Origin of the sequence: Kytococcus schroeteri, from assembly GCF_002847825.1 — a bacterium.
In the GTDB taxonomy this organism is placed as follows: Bacteria; Actinomycetota; Actinomycetes; order Actinomycetales; family Dermatophilaceae; genus Kytococcus; species Kytococcus schroeteri.
The window spans coordinates 210,113-224,636 of the sequence record NZ_PKIZ01000001.1 but is presented as its reverse complement, the minus strand read 5'-3'; the positions used below and the strand labels follow the sequence as shown (position 1 = coordinate 224,636).

Below are 14,524 nucleotides of genomic sequence, written 5' to 3'. Positions count from 1 at the left end.
CCCCATGACGACCTCCTCGACCGGCGGGGTGTGGCAGGCCCCCCGCACCGCCGTGGTGACCGAGCTCCTGCGCCAGGCCGAGCAGTCCCCCTCCGGACCCCACCTCGGGGAGGCGGGGGAGATCGCGGTGGTGACGGGCCTCTCCGGGGCCGGGCGCACCACCGTCACCAACGTGCTGGAGGACACCGGCTGGTACGTGGTGGACAACCTGCCGCCCTCCCTCATCGGGAACCTCGCCGCGATGTCCGACCGCCTTCGCGTGGAGGCCGACCGTGCGCCCCGCCTCGCGGTGGCCTGCACGGTGCCGTCCGAAGCCGTGGTGGAGGACCTGGCCGAGGCGCTCAAGGAGCTGCGGGCCGCCGGCTGGAAGCCGTGGGTGCTCTACCTGGACGCCAGCGAGGCCGAGCTCGTGCGCCGCTACGAGGCGGTGCGCCGCCCGCACCCGCTGCAGGGCCAGGGGCGCCTGCTCGACGGCATCCGCGCCGAGCGCCGCCTGCTGGGCAGCCTGCGCGCCACCGCCGACGTGGTGGTGGACACCAGCGGCCTCAACGTGCACCAGCTCTCCGCACAGATCGGCCGCATGGTCGAGCCCGGCGAGGACCTGCCCCGGGTGTCGGTGATGAGCTTCGGCTTCAAGTACGGCCTGCCACTGGACGCCGACATCGTGCTGGACCTGCGCTTCCTGCCCAACCCCTACTGGGTGCCCGAGCTGCGCGCCCACAACGGCACCGAGGCCCCGGTGCGCGACTTCGTCCTGGCCCAGGAGGGTGCGCTGGACTTCGTGGAGCGCGCGCTGGACATGCTGGAGCCGATGGTGGCGGGCTATCGCCGCGAGCACCGCCGCTTCGTCACGCTGGCCGTGGGCTGCACCGGCGGCAAGCACCGCTCGGTGGCGATCACCGAGGAGCTGGCGCGGCGTCTGGCCGAGCGCGAGGTGGCCGTGCGCTCCCTGCACCGGGACCTGGGGCGCGAGTGAGCGCCGTGGGTGTTTGTGCGGCGGCCCGCGGCAGGGGAAACTGAGCGAATGGCCGAACTCAGCTCCGGACGCCAGCCGGCCCTCACCGGGTCGTTGCAGCTGCCCCCACGCGTCGTCGCGATGGGGGGCGGCCACGGGCTCTACGCGTCCCTCACTGCCCTGCGCCACCTGACCCGTGACCTCACGGCAGTGGTCACGGTGGCCGACAACGGCGGCTCCAGCGGCCGGCTGCGCGACGACTACGACACCATCCCGCCCGGCGACCTGCGCATGGCGCTGGCGGCCCTGTGCGACGACACCGAGAAGGGCCAGGCCTGGCGCGAGCTGCTGCAGCACCGCTTCCCGCGCTCCCGCCGCCACGGGGACGGCGAGGTGGGGCCCGAGAAGCTCGTCGGCGAGCTCGAGGGCCACGCCATGGGCAACCTCATGATCCTCACCGCGTGGAGCCGCCTCGGCGGCCCGGTGGAGGGGCTCGCCGCCCTGGGCCGCCTCATCGGTGCCCGCGGCCGCGTGCTGCCGATGTGCTCCCGCCCGCTGGGCATCGAGGCCACCGTCCGTGGTGCCGACCCCGCCGACCCGCACCGTCGGGACGTGGTGGTGGGCCAGAAGGAGGTGGCCCGCAGCGCCGGCTACGTGGAGCAGGTGCGCCTCTCCCCGCAGGACGCCAGCGCCGAGCCGCAGGCTGTCCAGGAGGTGATGGCCGCCGACTGGGTCGTGCTGGGCCCGGGCTCCTGGTACACCTCGGTGATGCCGCACCTGCTCGTGCCGGACCTGCGCGACGCCATCGTGGCCACCCCGGCCCGGCGCGTGCTCACCATGAACATCGACAGCACCGGGGAGAACCAGGGCCGCTCGCCGGCCGAGCAGCTGGCCGCCGTGCTGGAGAACGCCCCGGGCTTCGTGCCCAATGTGGTGCTCGTGGACCACCACCAGGTGGCCGACCCCGAGGACCGGTCCGCCCTGGAGGCCCTCGTGCGGGAGTCCGACGGCGACCTCCACGTGGCCGACCTCGTGAGCCGCACCCGCCCCGGCGTGCACGACGTGATGCGCCTGGCCACCGCCTACCAGGACGTGCTGCACCTGGGCTGACCCACGGTGTGGGACGGGTCACGTCAGGCTGCGTGGGATCATGGCGGTCATGGCCATGACCTCATCCCTCAAGGACGAACTGTCGCGCGTCGCCGTGCCGACCGCCGAGGCGCGCAAGGCAGAGGTCTCCTCGCTGCTGCGCTTCGCCGGTGCCCTGCACCTGGTGGGTGGCCGCATCGTCATCGAGGCCGAGGTCGACACCGCCAGCGCCGCCCGGCGCACGCGCGCCACCATCAGCGAGCTCTACGGGCACGACAGCGAGCTGCTCGTGCTCACCGCCGGGGGGCTGCGCAAGACCAACCGCTACGTGGTCCGGGTGGTCGAGGGGGGCCAGTCGCTCGCCCGCCAGACCGGCCTGCTCGACACCCAGGGTCGGCCCGTGCGCGGCCTGCCGGCCCGGGTGGTTCGTGGCCCCATCAGCTCGGCCGAGGCCGCCTGGCGGGGCGCCTTCCTGGCGCGCGGCTCCCTCGTGGGCCCCGGGCGTTCCTCCAGCCTCGAGGTCACCTGCCCCGGCCCGGAGGCGGCCCTGGCCCTGGTGGGCGCCGCCCGCCGCCTGGACATCACGGCCAAGTCGCGCGAGGTGCGCGGCGTGGACCGGGTGGTGGTGCGCGACGGCGACGGCATCAGCGCGCTGCTGACGCGCATGGGGGCGCACGACGCGGTGCTGGCCTGGGAGGAGGGCCGCCTGCGCCGCGAGGTGCGCGGCACTGCCAACCGCCTGGCCAACTTCGACGACGCCAACCTGCGCCGCTCGGCCCGCGCCGCGGTGGCCGCCAGCGCCCGCGTGGCCCGGGCGATGGAGCTGCTCGGCGAGGAGGTGCCCGACCACCTGCGCGTGGCCGGCCAGCTGCGCATGCAGCACAAGCAGGCCTCGCTGGAGGAGCTCGGCCAGCTGGCGGACCCGCCACTCACCAAGGACGCGGTGGCCGGGCGCATCCGCCGCCTGCTGGCGATGGCCGACCGCCGGGCCGCCGAGCTGGGCGTGGACGACACCCGCGTGACGGTGAGCGAGGCAGAGGTGGACGCCCTGCTCACCGAGCACCCGCCCGCCGCCGCCACCGCGGCCGGGCCCGAGGCGTCCCGCGAGACCTGACCCGCACGGGGTACCGTGCCCTGCGGCGGCACCGACCGCTGACCTCCGACGACCCCGGAAAGGCCTCATCGTGCGCACCATCGACGACCTGGGCGACCTGCGCGGCAAGCGCGTCCTCGTCCGCTCCGACCTCAACGTCCCGCTGGACGGCACCACCATCACCGACGACGGTCGCCTGGTGGCGTCGGCGCCCACGCTGAAGAAGCTCTCCGAGGCCGGCGCCAGGGTCGTCGTCGTGGCGCACCTGGGCCGCCCCAAGGGCGAGCCGGACCCGCAGTACTCCCTGCAGCCGGTCGTCGGCCGCCTCTCGGAGCTGGTCGGCCGTGAGGTCGCCTTCGCCACCGACACGGTCGGCGAGTCCGCGCAGGCCACCGTCGACGGCCTGGGCGAGGGCGACATCGCCCTGCTGGAGAACCTGCGCTTCAACGCCGGCGAGACGAGCAAGGACGTCGCCGAGCGTGGGGCCTTCGCCGGCCAGCTGGCCCAGTTCGCCGACGCCTACGTCTCCGACGGTTTTGGTGTGGTGCACCGTGCCCAGGCCTCCGTGCACGAGATCGCCCAGCAGCTCCCCTCCGCCGCCGGCGGCCTGGTGCAGGCCGAGGTGGAGGTCGCCCAGCGCCTCACCACCGACCCCGAGCGTCCCTACGCCGTCGTGCTCGGTGGCGCCAAGGTGAGCGACAAGCTCGGCGTCATCGACAATCTCATCAAGACCGCGGACCGCCTGCTCATCGGTGGCGGCATGGTGTTCACCTTCCTCAAGGCCCAGGGCCACGAGGTGGGCAGGAGCCTGCTCGAGGCCGACCAGGTGGAGACCTGCAAGGGCTACCTGGAGCAGGCCCGCGAGAAGGGCGTGGAGATCGTGCTGCCCACCGACGTGGTGGCCGCCACCGAGTTCTCCGCCGAGGCCGACCACGAGGTCGTGGCCGCCGACGCCATCCCGGCCGACCGCATGGGCCTGGACATCGGTCCGGAGTCCGCGCGCCTGTTCGCCGAGAAGCTCGCCGACTGTCGCACCGTGTTCTGGAACGGCCCCATGGGCGCCTTCGAGATGGAGCCCTACGCCGCCGGCACGAAGGCCGTCGCGCAGGCCCTGGCCGACATCACGAAGGACGGCGCGCTCACCGTCGTCGGCGGTGGCGACTCCGCCGCGGCCGTGCGCCAGCTGGGCTTCGCCGACGAGGACTTCGGCCACATCTCCACCGGTGGCGGCGCCTCGCTGGAGTACCTGGAGGGCAAGGAGCTCCCGGGCCTCACGGTGCTCGCATGACCGACCGCCTGCCGTTCATCGCCGGCAACTGGAAGATGAACACCGACCACCTGCAGGGCACCCACCTGGTGCAGAAGCTGGACTGGGTGCTCAAGGACGCGCGGCACGACCACGAGTCCGTGGAGGTGGCGCTCTTCCCGCCGTTCACCCACCTGCGCAGCGTGGACACCCTCATCCAGGCCGACCGCATGGACCTGCGCCTGGGCGCCCAGGACCTCTCCCAGCACGCCTCGGGCGCGCACACCGGTGACGTCTCGGGCTCGATGCTGGCCAAGCTCGGCTGCACCTACGTCATCGTGGGCCACTCCGAGCGCCGCGCCGACCACGGCGAGACCGACGAGATCGTGCGCGCCAAGGTCGGTGCCGCGCTCGAGGCCGGGCTGTCGCCGGTGGTGTGCGTGGGGGAGTCCTCCGAGGTCCGCGCCGCCGGGGAGCACCTGCCCTTCGTCACCGCGCAGGTGGCCGCCGCGCTGGACGGCCTGACCGCCGAGGAGCTGGCCACCACGGTCATCGCCTACGAGCCGGTGTGGGCCATCGGAACCGGGGAGGTCGCCTCCAGCGAGGACGCCCAGGAGGTCTGCGCCGCGGTGCGCGCGCAGGTGGCCTCCACCCACGGCGACGCGCTGGCCGCCTCGATGCGGGTGCTCTACGGCGGGTCGGTGAAGGCCGCCACCATCGCCGAGCTCATGGAGCAGCCGGACGTGGACGGCGCCCTGGTGGGCGGCGCCTCCCTCGACGCCGAGGAGTTCGCCGCCATCGTGCGCTACCGGTCCCACCACGGGCGCTGACGGCACCGGTTGTTACCCTTCGCCCCATGGACATCATCCGCTGGATCCTCGATGCGGTGCTCGTGCTGACGAGCCTCTTCCTGGTGCTGCTCATCCTCATGCACAAGGGCAAGGGCGGCGGTCTGTCCGACATGTTCGGCGGAGGGGTCTCGGCCACCGGTGGGTCGTCCACGGTGGCCGAGCGCAACCTCAACCGCATCACCATCGGCATGGCGCTCACGTGGTTCGCCGCCATCGTGGCGCTGGGCGTCATCAAGTAAGGCAGGTCGCCCGGCGGCCCTGACCGCCCGGGCCGGACGACAGGAGCTGGGCATGGTCACCGGAGGACAGGCGATCCGCGGCACGCGCGTCGGGTCGGGGCCGATGGGGGAGATGGAGCGCGGCGAGGACGCCGCCTCCACCGAGGTGCTCTACCACTGCTGCAACGGGCACACCACGACCGTGCCCTTCTCCGCCGAGGCGGCCGAGGAGCTCCCCGAGGAGTGGGACTGCGTGCGCTGCGGCGTGCCGGCTGGTCGCGACCCGGAGAACCCGCCGCCCCCGCCCAGCATCCAGCCGTACAAGACGCATCTGGCCTACGTGCAGGAGCGTCGTGACGAGAAGGCCGGGGCGGCCCTGCTCGACGAGGCGCTGGCCCGCCTGCGGGAGCAGCGCGGCACCGTCTGAGGGGCGCGCCCCGGCGCTCAGCCCTCCAGTCGGGAGGCCGCCGCGCGGTCCAGGAACCAGCGCGTGCCGTGCCGCCCCACGGCCCACGCGGCCGGCACCTCCAGCGGTGCCCCGTCGCCCGGCAGGGGGACCTCCGGCCCGGCGAAGGCCTCGGACGCACTCGCCAGGGCCGCGGCCTTGCCCTCGCCGGTGGCCACGAGCCACACCTCGTCGGCGGCGCGGAGCACCGGCATCGTGAACGACACACGCAGCGGCGGGGGCTTGGGGGAGTCCTCCACGGCGGTGGTCCACCGGTCGGTGTGGCCGGAGTCCGGGTGGCCGGGGAACAGGGAGGCCACGTGGGCGTCCGGGCCCACACCCAGCACCAGCAGGTCGAACACCGGCAACCCGTCGGCCTGGGGCACCTCCTCCATGGCCACGGCGTACTCCTGGGCGGCGTCCTCGGCCCCCAGGCGGTCGGGCTCGGCGTCCGGGGCGACCGCGCCCACCACGTGCAGGCGGTCGTCAGCCAACGGGGCGTCACCCAGGGCGCGGCGCACCTGCAGGGCATTGCGCTCGGCATCGCCGGCGGGCAGGAAGCGCTCGTCGCTGAACCACCAGTCCACGCCGGAGAAGTCGGCCTCGCCGGTGGTCCAGCGGCGGCCCACCTCCTGGGCCACGGCCACGCCCATGGAGCCACCGGTGAGGCCCACGTGCGCGGCGGGGCGCTCGGCCAGCAGCGCCACGAGGGCATCCACGAGCGCGGACGCGGTCTGCTCGGGGGTCTGCGAGACGGTCAGCTGCGGAGTGGTCATGCGTCCTCCTTCTGCGGGGCGAGGGCCGCGGCCTCTGCGGCCAGGGCCGATGCGGTGTCCAGGGCCTTCCGCGCGCGGTAGGCCTCGCTGGCGGTGGTGCTGTCCACGTGCACCCGGCCCACGGCGCGCAGCACGCGCTCGTACACAGAGTCCACGTCCAGGCGGTGCAGCTCGGCGGCCAGGCTCTGCGCCATCGTGCTGTGGGGCAGGGTCACCCGGCGGGGCAGCTTGCCGGGCGCCAGCAGCACGGCGGTGTCGCCGTCCACGCGCACCAGGTCGATGGGGCCGGACTCCCGCTGCAGACGTACCGACATCACGCCCTCACCGGGGCGCGAGCGGGCGCGCGTCACCGGGCAGTCCAGGCTCATGCCGAGCCACAGGCCCAGCAGGTCCACCCGGGGGCTGTCCGAGCCGCCGGTGACCGTCACCGAGATCACCTGCTCGAAGGGCGGCTCGTCCAGCGCGGCGGCCAGCAACGCCCGCCACCGGGTGATGCGCGTCCACGCGATGTCGGTGTCGCCCGGGGCGTAGCTGGCGGCCATGCGGGCCAGCGTGGGGCCGGGGTCCCCGGCCTCGGCCATGGTGGTGATGCGCCGGCTGGCCACCTGGGCCACGGGGGAGTCGTGGAAGGAGGCCGGCGGGGCACCGGGCCACCAGGCCACCACGGGGGAGTCCGGCAGCAGCAGCGGCAGCAGCACCGCGTGCTCGTGATCCACCAGCTCGCCGTGCAGGTGCAGCACCACGATCTCGCTGGCGCCGGCGTCGCCGCCCAGGCGCACCTGGGCGTCCAGCCGCGCGGCGCCCTCGGGGGAGCTCTTCACCAGCACGATGATGCGGCTCGGGTGCTGGCGGGTGGCGGCGGTGGCGATCTCCAGCACCTCGTCGATCCGGTCGGAGTGCGTCACGACGGCCAGGCTGAGCACGCGGCCCAGCGCCATCGCGCCCTGGTCGGTGCGGATCCGCACCAGCTCACGGGCCAGGGTGCGGGCCGAGACGTCGGGGTAGTCGAGGATCACGGGAGCCTCCAGGCGCGTCCGTCGGCGGCCATCATCGCGTCGCTGGACCGGGGACCCCAGGTGCCGGCCGGGTACTGGTCGGGGGCCGGGGCCTCGGGGGAGTCCCAGTGGGCGGTCACGGGGTCGAGGATGCGCCAGGACAGCTCGACCTCCTCGTGGCGGGGGAAGAGCGGCGGCTCGCCGAGCAGCACGTCCAGGATGAGCCGCTCGTAGGCCTCGGGGGAGGACTCGGTGAACGCGTTGCCGTAGCCGAAGTCCATGGTCACGTCGCGCACCTCCATCTGCGGCCCGGGCACCTTGGAGCCGAAGCGCATGGTGACACCCTCGTCCGGCTGCACGCGCACGACGATGGCGTTCTGCCCCAGCTCCTCGGTGGCGGTGTCCGTGAACGGCAGGTGCGGGGCCCGCTTGAACACCACGGCGATCTCGCTGACCCGCTTGCCCAGGCGCTTGCCGGCGCGCAGGTAGAACGGCACGCCGGCCCAGCGACGGGTGTCCACGGCCAGCTTGAGCGCGGCGTAGGTCTCGGTCACCGAGCCGCGCGCCACGCCCTCCTCCTGCAGGTAGCCGCCCACCTTCTCGTTGCCCTGCCAGCCCGCGGAGTACTGGCCGCGCACAGCGGACTCCTCCACCGGCCCGGCCAGGGAGGTGGAGGCCAGCACCTTCTCCTTCTCGGTGCGCAGGTCCTTGGCCTCGAAGCTCACCGGCTCCTCCATGGCCGTGAGGGCCATGAGCTGCAGCAGGTGGTTCTGGATGACGTCGCGGGCGGCGCCGACGCCGTCGTAGTAGCCGGCGCGTCCGGCGATGCCGATGTCCTCGGCCATCGTGATCTGCACGTGGTCCACGTAGTGGGAGTTCCAGATCGGCTCGAACATCTGGTTGGCGAAGCGCAGCGCCAGGATGTTCTGCACCGTCTCCTTGCCCAGGTAGTGGTCGATGCGGAAGATCGCGTCGGCGGGGAACACCTCCTCCACGATCGCGTTGAGCTCTCGGGCCGACTCCTCGTCGTGGCCGAAGGGCTTCTCGATGACGACGCGGCGCCAGGAGCCCTCGTGCGGGGTGGAGAGCCCGGCGGCCTGCAGCTGCTGGCACACCTCGGCGAAGAAGCGGGGCGGGATGGAGAGGTAGAAAGCCCGGTTGCCCCCGGTGCCGCGCAGGGCGTCGAGCTCCTCGAGAACGGTGGCCAGCTCGGCGTAGGCGTCGGGGTCGTCGAAGGTCCCGGCCACGAAGCGGGTGCCCTGGGCCAGGGTGTTCCACACGTCCTCGTCGAAGGGGGTGCGGGAGTGCTCCTTGACCGCGGCCTTCACCTCGGCGGCGAAGTCCTGCCCGTCCCAGTCGCGGCGGGCGAAGCCTACCAGGGAGAAGCCCGAGGGGAGCAGGCCGCGGTTGGCGAGGTCGTAGATCGCCGGCAGCAGCTTCTTGCGGGCCAGGTCGCCGGTGACGCCGAAGAGCACCAACGCGCTCGGCCCGGCGATGCGGGGCAGGCGCTTGTCGTCGTCGACCCGCAGCGGGTTGTGGTCGGCGGCCACGCGCGCAGGGCTCATGCCTCGTTCCCCCGGCGCCCGTCCTGCCCGCAGCCTGCGGTGAGGGCCTGCAGCACGGCGGTGTACCCGGCATCGGACAGGGCGTGCAGGCGCAGCACGGGCCGGCCGTGCTCGGCGAGCACCTGTGCGTCGCCGGCCGCCTGGGCGGCGATGAGCTCACCGAAGGTGAAGTCCCGGCCGGGGACCTCCAGGTCGGCGCCCTCGGGGACGGCCCGGGTGACCTGCAGGTACACCCCGTCGGCGGGGCCGCCCTTGTGGAACTGGCCGGTGGAGTGCAGGAAGCGCGGGCCGAACCCGACGGTCACCGGACGCCCCGTGGCCGCGGTGAGGGCGGCCTGCACCGCGGCCGCCTCGTCCCCGTGCTGCCAGCGGTCCACGTAGGCCATCACCGCGAGGTAGCCCGAGGGCCCCACCTGTGCCAGCAGGGCGTCGACCGCCTGCTGCACCGAGGCGGCGTCCCCGAGGAAACCGCCCTCGGCGCGGACCTCCACCTCCGAGGCGACGAGAGCGGGCTCGGAGGAGCCGCCGGCCCCACCGGACATCTGCTGGCGGGCGGCCTTCTTGGCACTCTCCACGTCCGGCTGGTCGAAGGGGTTGATGCCCAGGAGGTACCCGGCCACGGCCGTGGCGGTCTCCCAGAGCAGGAACTGCCCGCCGAGCGAGCCGCCCACGTTCACCACGGCGGCGGGGTTCTCGGCGTCCACCGGCTGCAGGTCGTCGCCGGCGAACCAGTCGTCGCGCTCGTCCACCTCGTCGCCGATGACGCGCGCCACGGTCACGTCCGGCAGATCGGCCAGGCGGTGGGAGAGGGGCTCGCCACCCTGCGTGGAGAGAAGGTCCACCACCGGCAGCACGCCGGTGCCCTGCTTGCCGGTGGACTCGGCGACGAGCTGCTCGGCCCAGTCACCCAGCCCACGGATGGACGTGCCGGCGTCGCTCACCACGAGCACGTCCCGGCGTGTGCCCTCGAGGCCGGCGAGCACCGCCCCCAGGCGCAGCGCGGGGTTGCCTGCCTCGTCCTCGGCCAGCACGTCGGCCACGGCCTCGGCCTCGTCGAGCAGGGCCTCCACGTCCACGCCGGCCAGCCCGCTGGGCACCAGCCCGAAGGCGGTGAGCGCGCTGTAGCGACCACCCACCTCGGGGTCGGCGTTCACCACGGCCCACCCCGAGGCCCGTGCCTCCTCGTCGAGGGGGGAACCGGGGTCGGTCACGACCACCACGTGGTCGGCGGGGTCGAGCCCGGCGGCCTCGAGGGCGGCCACGAAGGCCCGGCGCTGCGAGTCGGTCTCGGCGGTGGAGCCGCTCTTGGAGCTCACCACCACCACGGTGCGGGCGAGATCCTCCGGCGTGCCCAGGGCCGTGCGCACCATCTGCGGGTCGGAGGAGTCGCACACCACGAGCTCCCGGCCGGCGGTGGCGGTGACCACCTCCGGTGCCAGCGAGGAGCCGCCCATGCCGCACAGCACCACCCGGTCGTGCCCGCGGTGGCGGTCGGCGAGGGTCTCCACCTCGCCCACCAGCGACCGGCTGGTGCGGTGCAGGTCCACCCATCCGAGCCGCTGGGCGGCCTCCTCGCGCGCGGCCTCGCCCCACACGGTGGCGTCCTGCGCGGCGATGCGGCTGGCCACCTTCTCGGTCACCAGGCGCTCCACGTGCGCGGCGATGGCGTCCGCGGCCGGTCCGGTGGCGTCGACGATGATCTCGCTGGAGCGTTCCAACACGGGTGGTTCCCCTTCTCGGGCGGGTGGCTGCAGGTGGGTCAGGACGTCGCGGCGTCGAGCTGTTGCTGCACCGAGCCGAGCAGCTCGTCCCAGGCGTCGGCGAACTTCTGCACGCCCTCGCGCTCCAGCTGGTCCACCACCTCCTGGTAGCGGATGCCCAGGGCCTCGAGGCGGTCCAGCACCGCGGAGGACTCCGCGTAGGTGGACTGCACCGTGTCACCGGTGACCTCCGCGTGGTCAGCGGTGGCCTCCAGGGTGGCGGCCGGCATCGTGTTGACGGTGTTGGGGGCCACCAGGCCGGTGACGTACAGCGTGTCCGGCAGGGACTCGTCCTTCACCGAGGTGGAGGCCCACAGCGGGCGCTGCACGGTCGCGCCGTCGTCGGCGAGGGTCTGCCAGCGCGGGGTGGAGAACACCTCGTCGAAGGCCTGGTAGGCCAGGCGGGCGTTGGCCAGGGCGGCCCTCCCCCTGAGATCGGCCGCGGCCGGGTCGCCCAGGGCGGCCAGGCGCTTGTCCACCTCGGCGTCCACGCGGGAGACGAAGAAGCTCGCCACCGAGTGGATGGTGGACAGGTCGCGGCCGGCCTCGCGGGCCTGCTCCAGGCCGGTGAGGTAGGCGTTCATCACACCGCGGTAGCGGTCGAGGGAGAAGATGAGCGTCACGTTGACGCTGATGCCCTCGGCGATCACGTGGGTGATGGCCGGCAGGCCCTCCACCGTGGCCGGGATCTTGATGAGCAGGTTCGGCCGGTCGATGGTCTGCCACAGGCGGCGGGCCATCTCCACGGTGCCCTGGGTGTCGGCGGCCAGGCGCGGGTCAACCTCGATGGAGACGCGGCCGTCCTGCCCGCCGGTCCGTTCGTACAGGGGGAGGAGCACGTCGCAGGCGTCGGCCACGTCGGTGGTGGTGAGGCGGTACACGGCCTCGTCCACGTCCACGCCCTCGGCGGCGATCTCGCGCACCTGCTCGTCGTAGTCGGCGGCCTCGGCCAGCGCCTTGGCGAAGATGGACGGGTTGGTGGTCACGCCGACGACGGCGCGGGTGTCCACGTACTCCTGCAGCCGGCCCTCGCGGACCATAGGGCGGGAGAGGTCGTCCAGCCAGATGGAGACGCCCTGCGCGGAGAGGTCCCGCACCGGCTGTGGGGCGTCGGGGAACTCCAGGCGGGTGACGGCGCTGGCCTCGGGGGTGGTGTGCGACATGCTCACTGGCCTTCCACGATCGACAGGGACTTCCGGGCCGCGGCCACGGTGGCCTCGGCGGTGATGCCGAACTCCTCGAACAGCACCTCGGCGGGGGCGGAGGCCCCGAAGTGCTCCAGGGAGACGGCCTGACCGGCGTCGCCCAGCAGGTCCCACCAGGACATCGCCAGGCCGGCCTCCACGCTCACGCGTGCGCGCACCGACGGCGGGAGCACCTCGTCGCGGTAGGCCTGGTCCTGGGCGTCGAACCACTCGCGGCACGGCATCGAGACGACGCGGGTGCCGATGCCCTCGGCCTGCAGCGTCCTGCGGGCCTCCAGCGCGAGCTGCACCTCCGACCCGGTGGCGATGAGGAGCACCCGGAGCTCGCCCTCGGCGTCGGCCAGCACGTAGCCGCCCTTGGCCACGCCCTCGGCCGAGGCGTACTGCTCGCGGTCCAGGTGCGGCACCGCCTGCCGGGTCAGGATCAGCGCGGCCGGGTGGTCCACGTGGCCCAGCACCGTGCGCCAGGCCACGGCGGTCTCGTTGGCGTCGGCGGGGCGCACCACGTCCAGGCCGGGGATGGCACGCAGCGAGGCCAGGTGCTCCACCGGCTGGTGCGTGGGGCCGTCCTCGCCCAGGCCGATGGAGTCGTGCGTCCACACGTAGGTCACCGGTGCCTGCTGGATGGCGGCCAGGCGCACCGCGGGGCGCATGTAGTCGCTGAAGGTCAGGAAGGTGCCGCCGTAGGGGCGGGTGAGGCCCTCCAGCGCGATGCCGGTGAGCGCCATGCCCATGGCGTTCTCCCGGATGCCGAAGTGCAGGGTGCGGCCGTAGCGGTGGCCGCTGAACATCGTGGTGGCCTTGGACTCCGGCACGAAGCTCGGCACGCCGTCCATGGTGGTGTTGTTGGAGCCGGCGAGGTCGGCGGAGCCACCCCACAGCTCCGGCATCACCTCGGCCAGGGCGTTGAGCACCTGGCCGGAGGCGGCACGCGTGGCCAGCGGCTTGTCGTCGGCGGTCCAGGTCGGGAAGGCCTCGGCGAACCCCTCGGGCAGCTGCTGGGCGACCAGGCGGTCCAGCAGGGCCGCGTTCTCGGGGTTGGCCTCGCGCCAGGCGGCCAGCCGGGTGTCCCACTCGGCGTGGGCGGCGGCGCCGCGGTCGGCCACCTGGCGGACGTGCGCCAGAACCTCGTCGTCCATGGGGAAGGCGACCTCGGGGTCGAAGCCGAGCAGCTCCTTGGTGCCGGCGATCTCCTCGGCCCCCAGGGCCGCACCGTGCGCCGAGCCGGTGTCGCGCTTGGTGGGCGCCGGCCAGCCGATGACGGTGCGCAGCTTGATGAGGGTGGGGCGCCCGTCGGCCTTCTTCGACTCCTCGAGCGCACGCCACAGGGCGTCCACGTCCTCGGTGTAGGGGTCGGTGGCGCGCCAGTCGACGGTCACGGTGTTCCAGCCGTAGGCCTCGTAGCGCTTCGCCACGTCCTCGGAGAACGAGATGTCGGTGTCGTCCTCGATGGAGATCTCGTTGTCGTCGTAGATGACCGTGAGGTTGTCGAGCTCCTGGTGCCCGGCCAACGAGGAGGCCTCGGCGGTGACGCCCTCCATGATGTCGCCGTCGGAGGCGATGACCCACACGTGGTGGTCGAAGGGGGACTCCCCGGGGGCGGCGTCGGGGTCGAGCAACCCGCGCTGGCGGCGCTGCGCCATCGCCATGCCCACTGCGGTGGCCAGGCCGGAGCCGAGCGGGCCGGTGGTGGCCTCCACGCCGGTGGTGTGGTGCACCTCCGGGTGGCCGGGGGTCTGCGAGCCCCAGGTGCGCAGGGCCTTGAGGTCGTCCATCTCCAGGCCGTAGCCGGAGTAGTAGAGCTGCACGTACTGCGTCAGGCAGGAGTGCCCCGCCGAGAGCACGAAGCGGTCACGGCCCAGCCAGTGCGCGTCGTTCGGGTCGTGGCGCATGACCTTCTGGAACAGCAGGTAGGCCGCGGGCGCCAGCGACATCGCCGTGCCCGGGTGGCCGCTGCCGCACTTCTCCACGGCGTCGGCGGCCAGGAGGCGGGCGGTGTCCACGGCGCGCAGGTCGGTGTCGGTCCACCCCACCTGCTGCGCCACGGGGTCGGCGAGCTGGCTGTCGCGGGTGGGCTTGCTGGACTCGGTCACGCTGCACTCCTTGGGATGGGGGAAACGCACGGACGGGCGGGTCTCCACCCTATGCGTCCCGGGGTGGAGGGGGCACCCCGCGGGGTCCGCCCACGGAAGGGCGGCCGTCGCCGGGAGGGCGCGGCGGGAGGTCAACGACGCTGCGTCGCAGATCGTCGGGGGCGACGGATACGATGGGCCACCGCACTCACGGGCCGGGACGGCTCGGTGTGCGTGCACCCAGCACCGACGCT

The 14,524-nt window shown here is 73.6% G+C and carries 13 protein-coding genes; 7 read left to right on the top strand and 6 right to left on the bottom strand.

The features are described 5' to 3' along the window. Nucleotides 1–4: 4 nt before the first annotated feature. The 7 genes from rapZ (at nucleotide 5) to CYJ76_RS01070 (ending at nucleotide 5,879) form a co-directional block, all read left to right on the top strand. The gene (gene rapZ / locus CYJ76_RS01100) at nucleotides 5–976 is read left to right on the top strand and encodes an RNase adapter RapZ (protein ID WP_083323746.1); all 972 of its coding nucleotides are present in this window, start codon (nucleotides 5–7) and stop codon (nucleotides 974–976) included. A gap of 48 nt (nucleotides 977–1,024) precedes the next feature. Beyond that, nucleotides 1,025–2,065, top strand: a complete 1,041-nt coding sequence (locus CYJ76_RS01095; protein WP_101848982.1) for a gluconeogenesis factor YvcK family protein — start codon at nucleotides 1,025–1,027, stop codon at nucleotides 2,063–2,065. A 49-nt stretch (nucleotides 2,066–2,114) separates the two neighbouring features. Then, entirely contained in the window at nucleotides 2,115–3,158 is a 1,044-nt protein-coding gene (whiA, locus tag CYJ76_RS01090; RefSeq protein ID WP_101849000.1) for a DNA-binding protein WhiA, read from the top strand. A gap of 70 nt (nucleotides 3,159–3,228) precedes the next feature. After that, a complete protein-coding gene (locus CYJ76_RS01085) occupies nucleotides 3,229–4,425 on the top strand; it encodes a phosphoglycerate kinase (protein ID WP_070706208.1) in 1,197 nt (398 codons plus the stop codon). Then, nucleotides 4,422–5,213 carry a triose-phosphate isomerase gene (tpiA, locus tag CYJ76_RS01080; protein ID WP_070706209.1) on the top strand — a complete coding sequence of 264 codons (792 nt, stop codon included), beginning with the start codon at nucleotides 4,422–4,424 and terminating at the stop codon, nucleotides 5,211–5,213. The genes CYJ76_RS01085 and tpiA overlap by 4 nt, the downstream gene beginning before the upstream one ends. 26 nt (nucleotides 5,214–5,239) lie before the next feature. Beyond that, nucleotides 5,240–5,473, top strand: coding sequence for a preprotein translocase subunit SecG (gene secG, locus CYJ76_RS01075; RefSeq protein ID WP_070706210.1), 234 nt, complete (start codon nucleotides 5,240–5,242; stop codon nucleotides 5,471–5,473). A gap of 52 nt (nucleotides 5,474–5,525) precedes the next feature. Further along, nucleotides 5,526–5,879, top strand: a complete 354-nt coding sequence (locus CYJ76_RS01070; protein ID WP_101848981.1) for an RNA polymerase-binding protein RbpA — start codon at nucleotides 5,526–5,528, stop codon at nucleotides 5,877–5,879. Nucleotides 5,880–5,896: 17 nt separating this feature from the next. On the opposite strand, the gene pgl is transcribed toward CYJ76_RS01070, so the two are convergent. The 6 genes from pgl to tkt are packed head-to-tail and all read right to left on the bottom strand — an operon-like array spanning nucleotide 5,897 to nucleotide 14,291. Continuing rightward, complete coding sequence (gene pgl / locus CYJ76_RS01065; RefSeq protein ID WP_070706212.1) at nucleotides 5,897–6,673, bottom strand: 6-phosphogluconolactonase; 777 nt, start codon at nucleotides 6,671–6,673, stop codon at nucleotides 5,897–5,899. Next, nucleotides 6,670–7,689, bottom strand: coding sequence for a glucose-6-phosphate dehydrogenase assembly protein OpcA (locus CYJ76_RS01060; protein WP_101848980.1), 1,020 nt, complete (start codon nucleotides 7,687–7,689; stop codon nucleotides 6,670–6,672). Before CYJ76_RS01060 ends, pgl begins: the two co-directional genes overlap by 4 nt. Beyond that, on the bottom strand, nucleotides 7,686–9,233 hold the full coding sequence (zwf, locus tag CYJ76_RS01055; RefSeq protein ID WP_101848979.1) for a glucose-6-phosphate dehydrogenase: 1,548 nt from the start codon (nucleotides 9,231–9,233) through the stop codon (nucleotides 7,686–7,688). Before zwf ends, CYJ76_RS01060 begins: the two co-directional genes overlap by 4 nt. Beyond that, entirely contained in the window at nucleotides 9,230–10,954 is a 1,725-nt protein-coding gene (locus tag CYJ76_RS01050; RefSeq protein WP_101848978.1) for a glucose-6-phosphate isomerase, read from the bottom strand. The genes zwf and CYJ76_RS01050 overlap by 4 nt, the downstream gene beginning before the upstream one ends. A 38-nt stretch (nucleotides 10,955–10,992) precedes the next feature. After that, entirely contained in the window at nucleotides 10,993–12,156 is a 1,164-nt protein-coding gene (gene tal, locus CYJ76_RS01045; protein WP_101848977.1) for a transaldolase, read from the bottom strand. A 2-nt stretch (nucleotides 12,157–12,158) separates the two neighbouring features. Beyond that, on the bottom strand, nucleotides 12,159–14,291 hold the full coding sequence (gene tkt, locus CYJ76_RS01040; protein WP_101848976.1) for a transketolase: 2,133 nt from the start codon (nucleotides 14,289–14,291) through the stop codon (nucleotides 12,159–12,161). Nucleotides 14,292–14,524: the final 233 nt, after the last annotated feature.

Bases quoted from the DNA above. Each gene is read 5' to 3' on its own strand.
- rapZ (WP_083323746.1), top strand. From the start codon at position 5: ATGACGACCTCCTCGACCGGCGGGGTGTGGCAGGCCCCCCGCACCGCC.
- CYJ76_RS01095 (WP_101848982.1), top strand. From the start codon at position 1,025: ATGGCCGAACTCAGCTCCGGACGCCAGCCGGCCCTCACCGGGTCGTTG.
- whiA (WP_101849000.1), top strand. From the start codon at position 2,115: ATGGCCATGACCTCATCCCTCAAGGACGAACTGTCGCGCGTCGCCGTG.
- tpiA (WP_070706209.1), top strand. From the start codon at position 4,422: ATGACCGACCGCCTGCCGTTCATCGCCGGCAACTGGAAGATGAACACC.
- secG (WP_070706210.1), top strand. From the start codon at position 5,240: ATGGACATCATCCGCTGGATCCTCGATGCGGTGCTCGTGCTGACGAGC.
- CYJ76_RS01070 (WP_101848981.1), top strand. From the start codon at position 5,526: ATGGTCACCGGAGGACAGGCGATCCGCGGCACGCGCGTCGGGTCGGGG.
- pgl (WP_070706212.1), bottom strand. From the start codon at position 6,673: ATGACCACTCCGCAGCTGACCGTCTCGCAGACCCCCGAGCAGACCGCG.
- zwf (WP_101848979.1), bottom strand. From the start codon at position 9,233: ATGAGCCCTGCGCGCGTGGCCGCCGACCACAACCCGCTGCGGGTCGAC.
- tal (WP_101848977.1), bottom strand. From the start codon at position 12,156: ATGTCGCACACCACCCCCGAGGCCAGCGCCGTCACCCGCCTGGAGTTC.